Here is a 17666-nt window from a genome sequence, read left to right on the forward strand (position 1 = left end):
TCAGGCGCTCCTGCCGGCCGTGGTGTTGGCGGCCCTGGTGCCGTCGGCCTCGGCGTTGGCGGCCCTGGCGTTGGCGGCCTCGGTGTTGGCGGCCTCGGCGTTGGCGGCCTTGGCGTCCAGGACGTTCGCCAACGGTGTGATCTGCACGCCGGCGGCGAGGAGTTCGCGGCGTATCCGGTGCGCGAGTGTGATCGCCCCAGGGGTGTCGCCGTGCAGCAGCACGGTGTCGCATTCGACCGGGAGGTCACGGCCACCGACGCCGCGCACCACCCCTTCGGTGACCATCCGCACGGTCCGCTCGGCGATCTCCCCCGGGTCGTGGATCACCGCACCCGGTTCGCTCCTGGGCACCAGTGTGCCGTCGTCGCGGTAGGCCCGGTCGGCGATCCCGACGATGCCGACCCGCAGGCCACGGGCGCGGGCGGCGTCGGCGAGCGCGCCGTCCTGGGCCAGGACGATCAGCGACCGGTCGAGCGACTCCACGGCCTCGGCCACCGCCTGCGCGTAGTCCGGCCGGGTCGCCACCAGGTTGCCGAGGCGGCCGTGCGGCGCGATATGGCGCACCTGGGTGTTGTACGCGGTGGCGAACGCCCGCAGCGCGCCGATCTGGTACAGCATGTCGGTCCGGACCTCGTCCGGGGTCAGGTCCATCGCACGGCGGCCGAACCCGACGAGATCGGGAAAGCTGGGGTGTGCGCCCACGGCGACGCCGCGCCGGACACAGTGGCGGACGGTCGCGTCCATGATCCGAGGGTCTCCGGCGTGGAATCCGCACGCGATGTTCGCCGATGTCAGCACGTCCAGCAGTGCTTCGTCGTCACCCATGGTGTAGGCGCCGAACCCCTCGCCCAGATCTGCAACGAGATCGACCATGTACGTCATGACGTCCTCCAAACAAAGGAAAAAAAGCGACGTCGTCACTTCTTCGATTTCGGGTCCGGCCCGGAATCCGAGTTTCGGTGAACCTAATCCCGTTGTCGGGTGGCGGCAAATAGGCGTTACGTGTGACGTAATCAGCCCTCGATATGACCTGGCCCACACGCGTCGCCGTCCGCCGGACGCCGTGGGCCTACCATGAGAATCCGCTGAGGCTGGAGGGCCATCCATGGACACCAGGCGTCTTTACTCATTCGTGAAGATCGTTGACGCCGGGAGCATCACGCGCGCTGCCGACATCCTGCACATCGCCCAGCCCGCGCTCAGCCAGCAACTCTCCATGCTAGAAGCCCAGTTCAAACAGCAACTGCTGATCCGCAGCAAGCGCGGAGTGGCGCCGACCGAGGCGGGCCGTGCGCTGTACCGGCACGCGCAGCTCATCCTGCGCCAGGTCGATCTCGCACACGCGGCGGTCGACGTGTCCGGCCGGGCCCCGGCCGGCAGCGTCTCGGTGGGCCTGGCCCCCTACAGCATGGGTGCGGCGCTTGCGCTGCCCCTGCTCAGGAGCGTGCGCGAGCGCTACCCCGACATCCTGCTGCACATCAACGAGAACTTCGGCGGGGTCATCAGCGAAGCGATCATGACCGGCCGGATGGACATGGCCTTCATCTACGGGGCCGGTCCGCTGCGAGGGGTGCAGTTCGAGCCGCTGCGCACCGAGGATCTCTTCCTGATCGCCGCGCCGGGCGCGAACACTCCGGGTGGCGACGATGAGGTGTCGCTGAAGGAGCTGGCCGACGTCGGTCTGCTCCTGCCCAGCCGTATCCACACCATCCGCCAGGTCGTGGATGCCGCGTTCCAGCAGGCGTCGCTGCAGCCCCGGGTGATCGGTGAGCTCGAATCGGTCCTGACCCTGGTCAGCGCCGTCGGCGCCGACCTCGGGGCGACGGTGCTGCCCTGGTCGGCGGCGCGCGCCATCCTCGATGTGCGGAACCTGGAGGTTCGGCGGATCGTCGATCCGGCCATCCAGGTCAAGCTGTCCCTCTGCACCTCCGACCATCAGCCGCTGTCGGAACCCGCCCACGCCGTGCACGACCTGTTTCACGAACTGATCACTGACTTCGGCTAGCCGGGATCGCGTTCACATATTCCGGCCGCCGAGGGCGTCACACGAAACATCTACGCATTGCCAACGAAACATTTATGTGTTGCCATTTCGCACCCTCACTGGCGTCTTTCCGGGAATCCGCAGCGGCGAATGCGTAAAGCGTTTACCGATTTCCCGCGCCGACGCCCTCCGGGGGCGGTCCGCTGGTGCCCCGTACCGTCAGCTTCGGGTCCAGCACCGCCTCCCGCGGCTCCGGCGCCGTGCCCTCCAGCCGCTCCACGGCGAACCGCACCGCGTGCTCGGCCATGAGCAGCGCGTCCTGGCGGACCGTGGTCAGGCCGATCGGCATCAGATGGGAGAGGTGGCTGTCGTCGTAGCCCACGACGGACAGATCGCGCGGGACGTCGACGCCCGCCTGGGCCAGGGTCATCAACAGCCCCATCGCACAACGGTCGTTGCCCGCGAGGACCGCCGTCGGCAGGGGCCGGCCGTGGTCGCGCTCGTCAAGCAGCAGTCGCCCCGTCTCGATGCCGGACTGCTCGGTGTGGTCGCCGGGGATCACCCGTAGTTCCGGCTCCAGGCCATGACGGCGCATCGCCGCCCGGTACGCGCGGCGGCGTTCGGCCGAGCCCGGTCCGCGGCCGCCGTCGATGTGCACGATCCGGCGGTGGCCCAGTTCGACGAGGTGCTCCATGGCCTGCCGCACCCCCTTGTCCTCGGCCGTGTGCACACTGTCGACGCGGGCGTGGGGGACCCGGCGGCCGACGGAGACAGTGACCGTGCGGTGTCCCAGGGCGTCGATGTCCGTGGGCTGCGCGTCGGACCCGAGCAGGATCACCGCCTCGCAGCGGTGGCCGAGCAGCGCCTCGACGGCCTTGGCCTCGCCGCGCCCCTGAGCGGTCGCGGAGAGCAGGACGTCGTAGCCGAGCCGCTCGGCCTCGGGGTAGATGCCCTCGACGAGGTCGGCGTGGAAGGGCTGGCGAACGGTGAACATCACGCCGAGCGTGCGGCTGCGGCCGCGGGCCAGCAGGCGGGCCGCGCTGTCGGGCCGGTAGCCGATCTCGTCGGCGACGCGCAGCACCAGTTCGCGGGTCTGCGGGCTCGCTCCCGGCTGATCGCGGAAGACGATGGAGACGAGTGCCCGGGACACGCCCGCCCGCTCCGCTACGTCCGTCATGGTGGGCCGCTGCTTGCCCGATCCATCCACCTGTGACCACCCTCCGATGCCGCCCACCTTACGGGCAGTCGTGAAACCCCCCGGCAACAAGCTATTGACATGACATTCGGACAGGGACCATCGTACTCGCCTAGAGCGCGCTAGTAGAGCGCGCTAGTCAACCGTTCCCCCTCCCCTCGAACCGGCAGGAGGCGGCCATGGACGTCAGGGACGACGCGACACAGGCCCCCACACCAGCCACCGCCATCACGGACCCCGCTCCGCGAGCGGTCTCCCGGCGGCTGCGGATCATCACGGTCGTCGCCACCTTCGGCGGTCTCCTCTTCGGCTACGACACCGGCGTCATCAATGGCGCGCTGCCCTATATGACCAAGGACCTGGGCCTGACCCCGGTCACCGAGGGCATGGTCACCAGCTCGCTCCTCCTGGGGGCCGCACTCGGCGCGGTCACCGGCGGCCGGCTGTCGGACGCGCGCGGACGCCGGCGCACCATCCTCGCCCTGGCCGTGCTGTTCTTCATCGGCGCGCTCGGCTGCACCCTCGCCCCGACCACCGCGATCATGGTCGTGGCACGGTTCGTCCTCGGCCTCGCGGTCGGCGGAGCGTCGGTGACCGTACCGGTCTACCTCGCGGAGATCTCACCCGCCGAACGGCGCGGAGCCCTGGTCACCCGCAATGAACTCATGGTCGTGAGCGGCCAGTTGCTGGCCTTCACCTCCAACGCGATCATCGCCCAGGTGGGCGGCGAGTCGGGCGGCGTCTGGCGCTGGATGCTTGTGCTGGCCACAATTCCGGCCGTCGTGCTGTGGTTCGGCATGCTGGTCATGCCGGAGAGCCCGCGCTGGCTGGCCTCCCAGAGCCGGTTCACCGACGCGCTCGGCGTTCTCGAACAGGTCCGTTCCCAGCAGCGGGCCGAGGCCGAACTGAGTGAGGTGTCCGCGCTCGCCATCAAGGAGGAGCAGCAGAAGCTCGGCGGCTGGCAGGACATGAAGGCCACGCCGTGGGTGCGCAAGCTGATGTTCATCGGCTTCGGCATCGCGATCGTGCAGCAGATCACCGGCGTGAACACGATCATGTACTACGGCACGCAAATCCTCACCGACGCCGGCTTCGCCTCGGACAGCGCGCTGACGGCGAACATCGCCAACGGTGTGATCTCGGTGCTGGCCACGTTCGTCGGCATCTGGCTGCTGGGCCGAGTCAACCGCCGCCCGATGCTGATGACCGGCCAGCTCGGCACCACCGCCGCCCTGCTGCTGATCGGCGTCTTCTCCCTGGTGCTGCCCTCGGGCGACGGGCGCGCGTACGCCGTGCTCGCCATGACCATCACCTTCCTCGCCTTCCAGCAGGGCGCGATCTCCCCGGTGACCTGGCTGATGCTCTCGGAGATCTTCCCCATGCGGATGCGCGGCTTCGGCATGGGTGTCGCGGCCGTGGTGCTGTGGCTGACCAACTTCGTGATCGGTCTGGTCTTCCCGTCCCTGGTCTCCGGGATCGGGATCTCCAACACCTTCTTCCTCTTCGTGGTGGCGGGCCTGCTCTCCCTCACCTTCGTCAAGCTCTACGTCCCCGAGACCAAGGGCCGCACGCTCGAAGTCCTCGAAGCCGAGCTCCGGACACGTTTCTCCTGACCCCGCTCCTGACCCTGCTCCTGAATCCGCTCCTGAATCCGCTCCTGAAGGAATCAACCATGACCGTACATATAGGTGTCATCGGCGCCGGAATGATCGGCCAGGACCACATCCGGCGACTCACCGAGGTCATCACCGGTGCCGCGGTCACCGCCGTGACCGACATCGACCGGGCCCGCGCCACGGAGGTCGCCACCCGCGTCGGCGCCACCGCACTGCCCACCGGCAGCGACCTGATTCACTCCCCCGACGTGGACGCCGTCCTCGTCACCTCCTGGGGCCCCACCCACGCGGAGCATGTACTGAACGCCATCGCGGTGGGCAAGCCGGTGTTCTGCGAGAAGCCGCTCGCCACCACCGCCGAGGACTGTCTGCGCATCGTGGAGGCCGAACGCGCCCACGGCCGCCGCCTCGTCCAGGTCGGTTTCATGCGCCGCTTCGACGCCGGCTACCGCCAGATGAAGGACGTGCTCACCTCGGGCGCCATCGGCGCGCCGCTCATCGTGCACTGCGCGCACCGCAACCCGACCGTGCCGGACACCTATGTCTCCGCGATGGCGGCCCAGGACACGGCCGTACACGAGATCGACGTACTGCGCTGGCTGCTCGACGACGAGATCAGCTCGGTCCAGGTGATCACCCCGCGCGCCACCGGCAAACGGTTCGGCCACCTCAAGGATCCGCAGATCATGCTCTTCGAGACCGCGAACGGTGTCCGCATCGACCTGGAGGTCTTCGTCAACTGCCAGTACGGCTATGACATCCAGTGCGAGACCGTGGGCGAGGACGGCCTGGTCAGGCTGCCGGACCCGGCGGCCGTCGGCATCCGCACCGCCGGGCGGCACGGCACCGCCGTGTTGCAGGACTGGAAGGGCCGGTTCGGCGATGCCTTCGACACCGAGTTCGGCGAGTGGGTCGCCTCCGTCGCGGCGGGCGCCGAGCCCACCGGCCCGTCCTCCTGGGACGGCTACGCCGCCACCGTCATCACCGACGCCGCCGTCCAGTCCCTGGAGTCGGGCGGCCAGGTCGTCACCGTCGATATGAAGCCCCGACCCGTCTTCTACGGAGCCACCTCGTGAAGATCGCACTCGACCCCTACATGCTCCGCGCGCTGCCGCTCGACGAGATGGTGCGCACGGTCGCCGAACTCGGCTACAGCTACATCGAGTTGTCCCCGCGCGACGACTTCATGCCGTTCTTCCTCCACCCCCGGGCGGACGACGAGCGCGTCGCGGCGCTGAAGCGGGCCCTGCGCACGCATGGTGTCCAGCTCTCCTCCGTGCTGCCGCTGTACAAGTGGTCCTCGCCCGACGAGACCGAGCGGCAGGCCGCCGTCCGCTACTGGAAGCGGATGATCGAGATCACCGCCGACCTCGAATGCCCGCTGATGAACTCGGAGTTCAACGGCCGCCCCGAGCGCGCCGCCGAGAGCGAGGCCGCCTTCTGGCGCTCGTTGGAGGAACTGTTGCCGCTCTTCGAACGCGAGGGCATCGCCCTCAACCTCGAGGCCCACCCGGACGACTTCTGCGAGGAGAACACTCCCGCCGTCGACCTGGTCCGCGCCATCAACAAGCCCTGGGTGAACTACCTCTACTGCGCTCCGCACACGTTCCACCTCTCCGGTGCCGAGCCGACGGCGGACATCGCGGCGATGATGCGCTACGCGGGCGACAAGCTCCAGCATGTGCACATCGCGGACTCCTTCAACCACAAGGGCTCCTCCGGGCTGCGTTACATCCTCAACCCGCCCGGCACCCCCGCCCGCATCCACCAGCACCTGGACATCGGCCAGGGCGAAGTCGACTGGGACACCTTCTTCGGCACCCTCCGCGAGCTGAACTTCGACGGCGTGGCCACCGCCTGTGTCTTCGCCTGGGAGGAACGGGCCCGGGAGTCTTCCGCCTTCATGCTGAACCGCATCCGCAAGGAGTTCACCGCGTGAAACGGGGTGGCCGGACCGGCGGCGTCGGGTCCGGCCACCTTCGCACTGGCGGAGACACCGGCGGAGACACCGGCGGAGCGCCAAAGTCTCGTTAAAGGTCATCACAGCGGCGTAAGAGGAGCGTCAGGGCGCGTCAGGGTGTGTTCCACCCGCTCTGTGCCCCGCTTAGCGTGCCCGTATGGAACGGCTGATGGGCGGGCCCGCCCGGACGTCCCGCGGCGGCCGTCCGCGTGCGGACGCGCGGTGGGCGGTGTGTCTGGCGCTGGCGTTCGGTGGGGTGACGACGGTGCTCGACTGGGCCTCGGGCGGGCTCACCGTGGGGCGGGCCGATCTGTGGGCGCTGCTCGCGGTGGTGGTGTTCACCGTGCTGCGGCCACCGCGGGTGACGGCGGGCGGCGGCTGGCTCACGGTACGGGGGCTCGTACGCGTCCGCCGGGTGCGCACCGACGCCCTGGCCGGGGTGTGGCAGGACGGCCGGATCGCCACCCGCCTGCTCCTGTGGGACGTCTACGGCCACCGGGTGACGCTCGACCTGCGCGTCCTGGTCGCGGATCCCCTGCTGTGGCATGAGCTGGACACCGGTGCCCGGCGCTCACTCGAACGCGGTACGTTGCGGCACGGCACGGAGATCCTGCGGCTGCTGGGCCGACACCTCGACGACACGGCCACCCGGGGGATCCTCGGGGCGTCCGGCCTGGAGTAGGCGGCGCGGACGCGGACCGTACGCGGCCGGGCCGCCCAAGCGGGCCGCCTCAGGGGCACACCGATCACGTCTGGGGCCGCGGCGGCGGATCAGTCACGCAGCGCCCGCAGGTGGGCGCTGCGGCCGGGCCGGTCACCCCGAGCACCCCGGACCTCTTGACCTCGGCGATCGTGGCCAGGGGGACGCCCTCGCGGTCGGCGGACTCGGCGCCGGGCGCCAGCACCTCGTCGGCGAGGCGCCGGGCCGCCTCGATCAGCGTCGGGGCCGGGGCGGTCATGACCGCTCCTTTCGTTGGCTCGTCTGCGTGGGTGATGCGTCGGCTCGTCGGCGTGGGCGATGTTTTGCGGCGCCGAGCCGCTTACGCGTGAGCGTCGGGGGACGTGAGACCGGCCAGCAACAGGCGCATGCCACGGTGGAAGTGCGAGTCCCAGTCGTCCTCCTCGAGGAGGGGGAAGTGACCGGCGAGGGTGGGGTATTCGTCGATGTGGGTTCGGATGTGGGCGTCCACGGCCGAGCGGGTCGCCGCCTCGTCGGAGCGCTGCTGCCACACCGCTTCGGAGGAGGCGGAACCGATCACATAGTGGGTGATGGTGGCCGCGGCGGACGACAGGTGAACGCCTTCGAAGCCGCCCGTGGTGAGCGCGGTGTAGGCGAACTCCGAGGAGCGCAGGGCGTTGGGCCCCATGAGGGGGCGGGAGTTGGCCAGGGCCGCGGCCCACGGGTGGCGCAGGAGGGCGGAGCGCAGGCCGGTCATGAACGCCTCGATGTCCTCCTGCCAGGAGGCGCCGTGCTCCTCGGGGAGGTCGAGTTCGGCGAAGACCGCGTCGAGAGCCAGGTCGAGGACGTCGTCCTTGGTGGCCACATGCCAGTAGAGGCTGGTCGCGTGGGCGCCGAGCCGCTCCGCGAGCCGGCGCATGCTCAGCTTGGGTGCGCCGTCGCGGTCCAGCAGTTCGACGGCGGTGGCGATGATCCGCTCATGTGACAGCTGAGGACGTGGGCGGGACGTCTTCTCGGCGCGGAACCATACCGCTCCCGGCGCGTTGTCCAGCGCCTTCTTTCCGCTGTTCCCGTTCGTTCCCTTGGTCCCGTTCGGCTTCGCGCTCACGAGCCCGCAGCCTACTCCGTTGCCGTCACCGTTCCATCACTCCTACAGTGTTGGATAGATTCCAACAGCGTTGGAGAAGCGGAACGAGGGAGGACCATGAGGGACGAAGAGGGCCATCCGCGCCGGTGGGCGATCCTGGTGGCCTTATGTGCCGCCCTGCTCGTGATCGTCATCGACAACACGGTGCTGCATGTCGCGGTGCCCGCCATCGGCGATGCCTTCGACGCCTCGACGGACCAGCTCCAGGCGGTGATCGACGGCTATGTCGTGGTCTTCGCCGGGCTCCTCATCACCGCGGGGGTGCTCTCCGACCGCTACGGCAGGCGGCGCGTGCTCGTCCTGGGGCTGCTGGTCTTCGGGGCGGCGTCGGCGCTGGCCGCGGCGGCGCCGTCGGTGTGGTGGCTGATCGCGATGCGGGCGCTCATGGGGGTGGGCGCCGCGCTGGTGATGCCCGCGACGCTCGCGGTCCTCGTCGTGGTCTTCCCCGAGCAGGAGCGCCCGCGGGCCTTCGCGGTGTGGAGCGCGGTCGCCTCCGTCGGCATGGCGGCGGGGCCGCTGCTCGGTGGCGCCCTGGTCGACATGTGGAGCTGGGCGGGGGTCTTCCTGATCAACATCCCCGTGGTGACGGTGGCCCTGTTCGGGGTCGTACGGCTGGTGCCCGAGACGCGGGCGCCCGATGGCCGCGGGCTGGATCTGTTCGGCACCGTTCTGGTCACCGCGGGCATGACCGGCCTGGTGTGGGCCCTGATCGAGGCACCGGCGTACGGGTACACCGCGCCCGCGGTGCCGGCCGGGGCGGCGGTGGCGCTGATGGCGCTGGTCGGCTTCGGCGTACGGCAGCACCGCTCCGCGACGCCGATGGTCGATCTGCGGCTCTACCGCGACCGGCGGTTCTCCGGGGCCGGCTTCGCGGTGGCGGTGATGACGATCGCCACCGGCAGCACCCTCTTCGTGCTGAGCCAGTATCTGCAACTGGTGCTGGGCTACAGCGCGTTCGAGACCGGTCTGGCCGCGGTGCCGCTCGCGGCGGGGGTCGTGGCGGGCTCGACCGTGGGCGGCCGGGCCCCGGCCAGGTTCGGGCCGCGGGCGTGCATCGTCGCCGGATTCACCGTCACCGCGGCCGGGTTCGTGGTGCTGGCCTCGCTCTCCGAGGACGGCGGCTATGCACCGGTGTCCATCGGGCTGGCGCTGGCCGGTATCGGATCCGGTATCGCGGGACCCTCGGCCACCAGCACGGTGCTGGGAGCGGTGCCGCCCGAGCGGGCCGGCATGGGCTCCGCGCTCAATGACACCCATCAGCAACTCGGCATCGCCCTGGGCGTGGCCGGACTGGGCAGCCTGCTCGCCACCGTCTACCGGGGCAAGCTGCCGGACAGCCTGCCCGAGGACGCGATGTCCTCGCTCGGGGCCACCCTGTCGCACGCCCGGGACCGCGCGGATGGCGAGGCGCTGGCCGAGGCGGCCCGTTCGGCCTTCACCGACGCCCAGTCCGTCACGATGAGCGTCGGGGTGGCGGCCGCGCTGGTCGGCGCGGCCGTGGCGCTGTTCGCGCTGCCGGGCCGTGCCACCCGGGCGACGGCGCCCGAGCCGGAGCCGGAGCCGGAGTCCGAGGAAGCGGGACAGCCGGGATCACAGCGGCACGCGGAGTGAGGACCGGCCCTCCCGCCAGGCGCCCAGAAGCTCCTCGGCGAGGCGGTCTTCCAGCAACACGCTGGCATCGACGCCGAACGCCACGTCCGCGGCCAGTCCCGGTTCGCGCTTCAGAAGCTCGTCGATCACCCCATGGCGTACGACCTGCTCGTGGACCGCGTCCGCCTCCACATGCTCGGTGTAGAAGAACACCGCCGCCTCGCCCGCACCCAGCCGTCGCAGCGCCTGGGCCAGCCGGTCGGACGCGGGCGAGGAGGTGATCTCGACCGTCGCGAAGTGTCCCACCAGAGCACCGCGCAGCGCCCTGTGCAGCCCCAGCAGCGACATCATGTTGACCACCGTCAACATCCGCGCCGATGTGGCGTCCAGATAGTGGTTGTACGTCGGATCCAGAGCCAGGTCGGTCATCAGATCGGCGAACAGCTCCGCATGCACCCGCTCCCCGCGTCCGGCCCCGAACTCGTCGTACTCCACCGCCGCCATCGCAGCCTTGGCCCGGCCCCGCAGCCGCGGAATGACCCACACATGCGGGTCGGCCTCCTTGAGCTGGTACAGCGACCGATGCGCGATGTACTCACGCAGCTGCCACAACTCACCCTCGTCCCGGAGATAGTGCGACACGCCCGCCCCGTCGGCCGGCTCCACCAGCAGCCCGGCCAGGGCGGCGTCCGGGTCGTCGTGGGTGGTGGCATCGGAGCGCAGCGCATCCAGAAAGCGGCGTTCCAGCGCCTGCCGCACACGGAGCAGATCCGGGTCCCACTCCCACCCGTCGTCCACACCTGAGAAGCTCTGGTAGTGGAGTTCGTAGCACATGTACAGCGCGAGCTGCAGATCCTCGCCGTAGGGGTCGGCCTCCCGGAGCGACCGGCCGACGGGCGGTGTCGCCCCGCCGGGCTCACGTACGAGGACGTCGACGAGCGCACCGGACACCTCTCCCCGTGCCGTGGGCAGGGGCGTCAGCCGGGCCGCTTTCGCCGGACGCGTTTCGCTCACTGTTCCTTCCACCTCTGTCACGGCGGGCCGTCCCTGTTGTGGCGGGCCCCGCCCCAGCCACTCCGGAAGGTGAACATGACGTGCGGGGCCGTGAGTCGGTGGCAAGGAACGAGGGGCGACACCGGCGCAAGGCCCTCCGGTGGTCCGTACGACGCCACCCCGGCCAGGGGTGCCGCGAGCGGTCACCTCAGCTCACCTCGGTCACCTACAGGACGGCGATCGCGAACGCGATACAGAAGGCCGCGAACAGCACCACAAAGGCCCAAATGATGATCGTGGGGCCGGTCGACCAGCCTTTCGTGGGGTTGTACGTCTCCTGGGGGCCCGTTTCCGAGAGGCCGTCTTCGGCCGGTGGGGTCTCCCCCGGGGGCACGCCCACGCTGGGCCGTAGTCCGGGAGTGCGCTCGGGGTCCGGGACTGGGTTCCGCTGATCCATCTCCGATGCGCTCCTTTCCGCCTTCGGGCGCCGCCCACCCGGGGCCCGCCACCCCGCACGACCCGTACGAGGCGCTGTCCCCGGTGGACTCTTCCCACGATACGGCGGAAAGCGCGCCGGGCACGGCGTGGCGTTCGCGGCCCACCGTGAGCGTCACGGTTGCTTCGCGTTCGAGGCCGTGCCGGTGGTGTGGAACACCAGGTGTCCGTCCGCGACCTCCACCCGGGCCCGGTCGCCGGAGGAGGTGTCGGCGTCCAGCAGCGGCCGCGACAGACGGTTGTCGACCTCGCGCTGAATGGTGCGGCGCAGCGGCCGGGCACCGTAGGCGGGTTCGTGGCCCCGCCGGGCGATCCAGTCGACGGCCTCCGGGGCGAACTCGACGGTGACGTCCTGGGCGTGCAGCCCGGCGGAGGGAGCGGTCCCGGCTCGACGGCCACCCGCACGACCACGATAGGCCACAAGCACACGACACACTGTTACTTCCATCGGGATGCGGAACCGGCGGCAGCCGAGCCGCCGGTGACACAACCCTCGCGGTGCGACGGTCGCGTTCTTGCGAGACGCTGGAGACAGGGGAGCGTGCCCGGGTAGTGGCGACGGGCCGCGGGGTCGCGCCCGGCAGTGGCGCCGCACATCCGGGGTAACCTCCGCACCCAGTGAGGAAGGCGGGCCGTGATGAGCGCTTCGGATACGGACGCCATGAGGCGGAGCCGGGGCGAGCCGGCCCCACTCTCGGCGATCACGTTGAACGTCAACGATCAGGTGCGGCGTCTCGAGGTGGATCCGCGGACCTCGCTGCTCGACGCGCTGCGCGAGCAGCTGCGCATGAGCGGGACCAAGAAGGGGTGTGATCACGGGCAGTGCGGTGCGTGCACGGTGCTGATCAACGGCCGGCGCGTCAACTCCTGTCTGACGCTCGCAGTCATGCATGAGGACGACGAGATCGTGACGATCGAAGGCCTGGGCGATCCCGACCACCTGGGCCCCATACAACGGGCCTTCGTCGAACGTGACGGCTTCCAATGCGGGTACTGCACTCCCGGCCAGATCTGTTCGGCTGTCGGCATGCTCGCCGAAGTGGCGGCGGGTTGGCCAAGCCACGCCACCGCCGACGTGTCCGCGCCGCGGATCACCTTGACCGATGACGAGATCCGCGAGCGGATGAGCGGCAACATCTGCCGGTGCGCGGCCTATCCGAACATCGTCGCGGCCATCCGCGACAGCGCGGAGGGAGGCCCGCGATGAGGTCCTTCACCTATGAGCGGGCGACGGACACACGGGCCGCCGTCACCGCGGTGGCGCGATCCGGCGCGAAGTTCATCAGCGGCGGCACCAATCTGCTCGACCTGATGAAGCTCGGCATCGAGGATCCGAGCCATCTCGTCGACATCAGCCGGCTTCCGCTCCGGGACATCGAAGAGCTGCCGGACGGCGGACTGCGCATCGGCGCCCAGACGCGGAATTCCGATGTGGCCGCCGATGCCCGAGTGCGCACGCGCTATCCGGTGCTGTCGGAGGCGCTGGTATCGGGTGCCTCGGGCCAGTTGCGCAACAAGGCGTCCACCGGGGGAAATCTGTTGCAGCGCACGCGCTGTCCCTACTTCTACGACACGGCGGCGGGCTGCAACAAGCGGGACCCCGGATCCGGCTGCGCGGCGATCGGCGGGTTCAACCGGATACACGCGATCCTCGGCGCCGGCGACTTCTGCATCGCCACCCATCCCTCGGACATGGCCGTCGCGATGGCCGCGCTCGACGCGGAGATCGAGCTGCTCCGGGCCGACGGCTCGGTACGCCGCGTCGCCATCACGGACTTCTACCGGCTGCCGGGCGATACCCCGCACATCGAGACCGTACTGGCCCCCGACGAGATGATCACGGCCGTGGCGCTGCCCTCGCCCCCGCCGGGCCGGCAGATCTACCGCAAGGTGCGCGACCGGGCGTCGTATGAGTTCGCGCTGGTCTCGGTGGCGGCCATCGTCTCGGCCGATCAGGGAACGATCAGTGGGGCACGCGTGGCGTTCGGCGGAGTGGCGCACAAGCCGTGGCGGTCCGTCGAGGCGGAGGACGCGCTGACGGGCCGTCCGGCCACGATGGCCACCTATCGCGACGCTGCCGAGGCGGCGATGCGCGACGCGGTCGGGCGGGGTGACAACGACTTCAAGATCGAGTTGGCCAAGCGCACGCTCTGCCGGACGCTGGCGCAAGCGGCCCAGGCGAGCTGAGGAGGCGAGATGATCGGGCAAGCCATGCAGCGTGTCGACGGCCCGCTGAAGGTCGCCGGCCTGGCCGCCTACGCCTACGAGCACTGGGAGGCCGGCCAACCGCTCTACGGGTTCATCGTCGGCGCGACGATCGGCAAGGGCCGCATCATCGGGATCGACACCGAGGACGCCGAAGGCGCACCTGGAGTGCGCATGGTGATGACGCATCTCAACGCCCCCGAGCAGGGCATCCGCGATGAGTCCATTCCGTTCGAATACTGGCGCGCCCAGCCGGTGCTGACCGGCCCGGACATCCACTACTACGGCGAGCCGGTGGCGCTGGTCGTCGCCGAGACCTTCGAGCAGGCGCGGGCGGCGACCGAGCTCATCGAGGTGGAGTACGCGGGCGGGCGGGGGCGGTTCGCCTTCGCCGAGCACGAAGGTGAGGCGTACGTCCCGAAAGCGGTCAATGCCGGACTGCCCACGGACACGTCAGTGGGCGATTTCGATGCCGGATTCGCCGGCGCGGCGGTCAAGGTCGACCAGCGCTACACGACGCCGTATGGGTTCTCCATGCCCATCGAACCGAACGCGTGCCTGGTGGCACCGCGTGACGAGGACCTGATCGTCTACGTCAGCTCCCAGATCGTCGACGCGGCACAGGCATCGATCGCCAACACGCTGCGGATCGACCCGGCACGGGTGCACGTCTTCACCCCCTTCGTGGGCGGCGGATTCGGATCCAAGCTGGGCATCCACGCCGAGACGATCCTGGCGGCGCTCGCCGCTCGCGAGCTTGGCCACCCGGTCAAGGTCGCGATGACCCGGCAGCAGATCTTCCAGCTCATCGGCATGCGCCCCACATCGAGCCAGCGGGTCCGGCTGGGCGCGGAGCGCGATGGACGGCTGGCCGCGATCGCCCATGACGTCACCATGCACACCAACCCGGACGTGGAGTACGCCGAGCAGACCGCCGCCACCAGCCGCAGCCTCTACGCCGCGCCGCACCGGCTCACCAGTCACCGGCTCACTCCGCTCGACCTGCCGCGTGGGACGGACGTCCGCGCGCCGGGCGAGGAGCCGGGCCTGCTGGCGGTCGAGTCGGCGATGGACGAGCTGGCCGATACGCTCGGGATGGACCCGGTCGAGCTGCGGATCCGCAACGAGCCCACCCTCGACCCCGAGCGAGGCGTGCCGTACAGCGACCGGCATCTGGTCGAATGCCTGCGTGAAGGCGCGCGCCGCTTCGGCTGGGAGCACCGCCCCGCCACTCCTTCGAGCAGGCGCGAGGGACGGTGGCTGGTCGGCTACGGGATGGCCGTGGCCATCCGGGTGCATCTCCAAGGGTCGGCCGCGGCGCGGGTGCGGTTGGAGGCGGATGGCACCGCCGTCGTCCAGACGGACATGACCGACATCGGCACCGGCACGTACACCATCCTCACTCAGGTCGCGGCCGGCGGGCTCGGCCTGCCGCCCGACCGGGTGCGCATTGAGCTCGGGCGTTCCGACTTCCCCACCAGCTGGGGGTCCGGTGGCTCGTGGGGCGCCGCCAACTCCAGCACGGCGGTGCACCGGGCGTGTGCGGCGCTGCGCGAGAAGCTGCTGGCCGAGGCGCACAGCGACGCGCGCTCCGCGCTGCGGGGCCTGGACCCGGCGGACGCCGTGTTCTCCGACGGCGACGTCCGCATCGGTGGCGCGTCGGAGCCGCTGAGCGAGCTGGTCGCACGCAACCACCCCGGCGGTGTGGAGGCAGCGGGCGTAACCCGCTTCATGGGCGATGAGCCCAACTACACCAACTACTCGATCCACACCTACGGAGCCCATTTCGCCGAAGTGGGCGTCGACGCGGACACCGCCGAGATCCGTCTGCGGCGGATGCTCGGCGTGTTCTCCGTGGGCCGCCTGCTCAACCCGAAGACGGCCCGCTCGCAACTGATCGGCGGCATGATCTGGGGCGCCGGCTCCGCCCTCGTAGAAGAGGCCGTCGTCGACACACGCTCCGGCGCCTTCGTCAACCGGGACCTCGCGCAGTACCTGGTGCCCGTCAACGCCGACATCCCCGACGTCGACGCCGTCGTCCTGGACGGATACGACGACAAGGCCAACATCCTCGGCGCGAAGGGCATCGGTGAGGTGGGCATCTGCGGATCCGGTGCGGCGGTGGCGAACGCGGTGTTCAACGCCACCGGTGTGCGTGTCCGCGACTTCCCCATCACGCTGGAGAAGCTGTTGCCCGGGCTACCACCCATGGACGCCTGAACGCGAGCGACGGCCGGGCCGATGCAGGCGCGGCGGCTCGGCGACGGCGTCACGCACCGGAGCCGCCCACGGCCGGTCGCTGGAGGCGGCCGACCAGTGCGGCCATGCTCCGCGCGGTCCTGAAGTTGTCCATCTGGAGATCCGCGCCGCGTACGGCGATGCCGTACGTCCGCTCCAGGTGCACCACCAGCTCCATGGCGAAGAGCGAGGACAGCCCGCCGGAGCCGAAGACATCCATGTCGGCCAGCCAGGTTTTCCCGGTACGCAGTTCGAGAAACCGCAGTAGTTCCGTCTCGATGTCGCCGGGGTCGCCCAGGGGCTCCGGAACCGCACGGTCCGATGACATGGCCATGCCCATTTCTCCCTCGTACTCGTAGAAGCGCCTTCGATCCGCCCCGGGACCTCGTCGCCCAGCCGGCGCCGGTCGAGGTCGACCGGCGACACCGCCATCCCGCGCCCTGTCGCCTGCGCTCACTCCTCCGAGCGGCTCACCTCGGAGCGCTCGGGCCGCGGTGGGACCAGGTCGCCGGAGGGTTCCGTGTAGAACTGCTGCGCCCACTGCCGGTACCGGCCGATCGGACCGTCGCCCTTGGCGAGCCGGGGGCGCGCGACGTGCTCCTGGTGGTGCCACATCAGCAGGTCCGCGCCGGTGTCGACGCTGCCCACCCGTTGCAGGATTTCGCTGAGCAGCCGGGCCAGGGGCATCACCGCCGGGCGCCCCAGCCAGTCCGGCACCCCCGGGAGTCCGTTCAGCTCCAGCTTCGTGCCGAAGCGGACCTGCATCCGCCCCGGGGCGGTCGGGGCCGCGTGGAGCATTACATAGAGGCTTCCCGCGCCCGCGGGCAGGATCGTCCGCGCCGCGATGGTGGCCAGGCCGATCACCGTGAGCGTGTAGGACTGGTGGAACCCCCGCATCATCGTGTTGCGGGCGGTCGCGGTGACCGTGCTGACCGGTTTCCCCGTCACCGGCAGGCCCTCGATGTCGACCTCCTCCAGACCGTGCAGGGCCGGCAGATGCCCCCAGTCGAAGGCGTTCTCGATGACGTCCTGCGGATGACCGGCGATGTCGAACGTGCCGTGGCTGAACGGCTGCCGGTCGTCCATCGGGAAGAGCGGGACGTCCCACTGCGGGGGCATGCCGAGGGCGTGCCACCACACGTAGACCGAGCCGTTGGCCTCGCACACCGGGTACTGCGTGAGCGACGCCTTCGGCGGCGGCTGGTCGTAGCCTGTGCGCACACAGGCACCGGACGGATCGAACGCGAACCGGTGGAAGGGGCAGACGATGTCCTCGCCCTCGACCGATCCGCCGACGCCGAGATGGGCTCCGAGGTGCGGGCACTGGGGCCGGACCGCCCGCAGCACGCCCTTGGCCGTCCGGTAGAGGACGACCTCGGCGCCCGCGAGCCGTCGGGTGGTGAGGGACCCGGCCCGCAGTTCGTCGCTGAAGGCCAGGCAGAACCACCCGTTCGGGTAGGGCCGTGAGGGAGCGTGCAGGGTGTCGGCCGGCTCCGCGGCGTGCAGGCTGATCTCCCGGGAGCCGAGCAACTGCTTCACCAGGGGCTTGAGGTGAGGCCTCATG

At 70.2% G+C, this 17666-nt stretch carries 18 protein-coding genes; 9 read left to right on the forward strand and 9 right to left on the reverse strand.

Features of this window, described 5'->3' with window-relative positions; genetic code table 11:
* Positions 1-882 carry a 5-oxoprolinase subunit PxpA gene (locus tag CGL27_RS03140; protein ID WP_119984327.1) on the reverse strand — a complete coding sequence of 294 codons (882 nt, stop codon included), beginning with the start codon at positions 880-882 and terminating at the stop codon, positions 1-3.
* A 223-nt stretch (positions 883-1105) separates the two neighbouring features.
* Between CGL27_RS03140 and nac the strand changes: the two genes are divergently transcribed.
* Positions 1106-2005, forward strand: coding sequence for a nitrogen assimilation transcriptional regulator NAC (gene nac / locus CGL27_RS03145; RefSeq protein ID WP_078638353.1), 900 nt, complete (start codon positions 1106-1108; stop codon positions 2003-2005).
* 142 nt (positions 2006-2147) lie between these two features.
* Here nac and CGL27_RS03150 read toward each other — a convergent pair whose 3' ends face one another.
* Positions 2148-3161 carry a LacI family DNA-binding transcriptional regulator gene (locus CGL27_RS03150; protein WP_119984329.1) on the reverse strand — a complete coding sequence of 338 codons (1014 nt, stop codon included), beginning with the start codon at positions 3159-3161 and terminating at the stop codon, positions 2148-2150.
* Positions 3162-3358: 197 nt separating this feature from the next.
* Here CGL27_RS03150 and CGL27_RS03155 point away from each other — a divergent pair, with 197 nt between their 5' ends.
* The 4 genes from CGL27_RS03155 (at position 3359) to CGL27_RS03170 (ending at position 7437) form a co-directional block, all read left to right on the forward strand.
* Positions 3359-4792 (forward strand): sugar porter family MFS transporter, encoded by a 1434-nt coding sequence (locus CGL27_RS03155; protein WP_119984331.1) that lies wholly within the window; start codon positions 3359-3361, stop codon positions 4790-4792.
* Between the two features lie 59 nt (positions 4793-4851).
* Complete coding sequence (locus CGL27_RS03160) at positions 4852-5871, forward strand: Gfo/Idh/MocA family oxidoreductase (protein ID WP_119984333.1); 1020 nt, start codon at positions 4852-4854, stop codon at positions 5869-5871.
* On the forward strand, positions 5868-6734 hold the full coding sequence (locus tag CGL27_RS03165; RefSeq protein ID WP_119984335.1) for a sugar phosphate isomerase/epimerase: 867 nt from the start codon (positions 5868-5870) through the stop codon (positions 6732-6734). The genes CGL27_RS03160 and CGL27_RS03165 overlap by 4 nt, the downstream gene beginning before the upstream one ends.
* 178 nt (positions 6735-6912) lie before the next feature.
* Positions 6913-7437: a hypothetical protein gene (locus CGL27_RS03170; RefSeq protein ID WP_240450333.1), complete on the forward strand. Its 525-nt coding sequence runs from the start codon at positions 6913-6915 to the stop codon at positions 7435-7437.
* 64 nt (positions 7438-7501) lie between these two features.
* Here the strand turns inward: CGL27_RS03170 and CGL27_RS03175 are convergent, their stop codons facing one another.
* Together CGL27_RS03175 and CGL27_RS03180 are read right to left on the reverse strand one after the other, a co-directional pair.
* On the reverse strand, positions 7502-7714 hold the full coding sequence (locus CGL27_RS03175; RefSeq protein ID WP_205587607.1) for a hypothetical protein: 213 nt from the start codon (positions 7712-7714) through the stop codon (positions 7502-7504).
* 81 nt (positions 7715-7795) lie between these two features.
* On the reverse strand, positions 7796-8542 hold the full coding sequence (locus CGL27_RS03180; protein ID WP_205587608.1) for a TetR/AcrR family transcriptional regulator: 747 nt from the start codon (positions 8540-8542) through the stop codon (positions 7796-7798).
* A gap of 96 nt (positions 8543-8638) precedes the next feature.
* Between CGL27_RS03180 and CGL27_RS03185 the strand changes: the two genes are divergently transcribed.
* On the forward strand, positions 8639-10192 hold the full coding sequence (locus CGL27_RS03185) for an MFS transporter (RefSeq protein WP_119984339.1): 1554 nt from the start codon (positions 8639-8641) through the stop codon (positions 10190-10192).
* Here the strand turns inward: CGL27_RS03185 and CGL27_RS03190 are convergent.
* The 3 genes from CGL27_RS03190 to CGL27_RS03200 form a co-directional block, all read right to left on the reverse strand.
* Positions 10172-11185: an iron-containing redox enzyme family protein gene (locus CGL27_RS03190; RefSeq protein ID WP_119984341.1), complete on the reverse strand. Its 1014-nt coding sequence runs from the start codon at positions 11183-11185 to the stop codon at positions 10172-10174. The genes CGL27_RS03185 and CGL27_RS03190 overlap by 21 nt on opposite strands.
* 205 nt (positions 11186-11390) lie before the next feature.
* Positions 11391-11621, reverse strand: a complete 231-nt coding sequence (locus CGL27_RS03195) for a DUF6480 family protein (RefSeq protein WP_078638358.1) — start codon at positions 11619-11621, stop codon at positions 11391-11393.
* Positions 11622-11774: 153 nt separating this feature from the next.
* Positions 11775-12086 (reverse strand): hypothetical protein, encoded by a 312-nt coding sequence (locus CGL27_RS03200; protein WP_240450334.1) that lies wholly within the window; start codon positions 12084-12086, stop codon positions 11775-11777.
* Between the two features lie 210 nt (positions 12087-12296).
* Between CGL27_RS03200 and CGL27_RS03205 the strand changes: the two genes are divergently transcribed.
* From CGL27_RS03205 to CGL27_RS03215, 3 genes are read left to right on the forward strand one after another with little or no spacing between them, the layout of a single operon-like run.
* Positions 12297-12866: a 2Fe-2S iron-sulfur cluster-binding protein gene (locus tag CGL27_RS03205; RefSeq protein ID WP_119984345.1), complete on the forward strand. Its 570-nt coding sequence runs from the start codon at positions 12297-12299 to the stop codon at positions 12864-12866.
* Positions 12863-13846, forward strand: a complete 984-nt coding sequence (locus CGL27_RS03210) for a xanthine dehydrogenase family protein subunit M (RefSeq protein WP_119984347.1) — start codon at positions 12863-12865, stop codon at positions 13844-13846. Before CGL27_RS03205 ends, CGL27_RS03210 begins: the two co-directional genes overlap by 4 nt.
* 9 nt (positions 13847-13855) lie before the next feature.
* Positions 13856-16084, forward strand: a complete 2229-nt coding sequence (locus CGL27_RS03215; protein ID WP_119984349.1) for a xanthine dehydrogenase family protein molybdopterin-binding subunit — start codon at positions 13856-13858, stop codon at positions 16082-16084.
* 49 nt (positions 16085-16133) lie between these two features.
* Here the strand turns inward: CGL27_RS03215 and CGL27_RS03220 are convergent, their stop codons facing one another.
* A complete protein-coding gene (locus CGL27_RS03220; RefSeq protein ID WP_119984351.1) occupies positions 16134-16442 on the reverse strand; it encodes an acyl carrier protein in 309 nt (102 codons plus the stop codon).
* Between the two features lie 113 nt (positions 16443-16555).
* Positions 16556-17665, reverse strand: coding sequence for a Rieske 2Fe-2S domain-containing protein (locus CGL27_RS03225; RefSeq protein ID WP_119984353.1), 1110 nt, complete (start codon positions 17663-17665; stop codon positions 16556-16558).
* Between the last annotated feature and the right edge of the window lies 1 nt (position 17666).

The sequence above is a fragment of the Streptomyces sp. 11-1-2 genome (assembly GCF_003595545.1).
GTDB classification, from domain to species: domain Bacteria; phylum Actinomycetota; class Actinomycetes; order Streptomycetales; family Streptomycetaceae; genus Streptomyces; species Streptomyces hygroscopicus_B.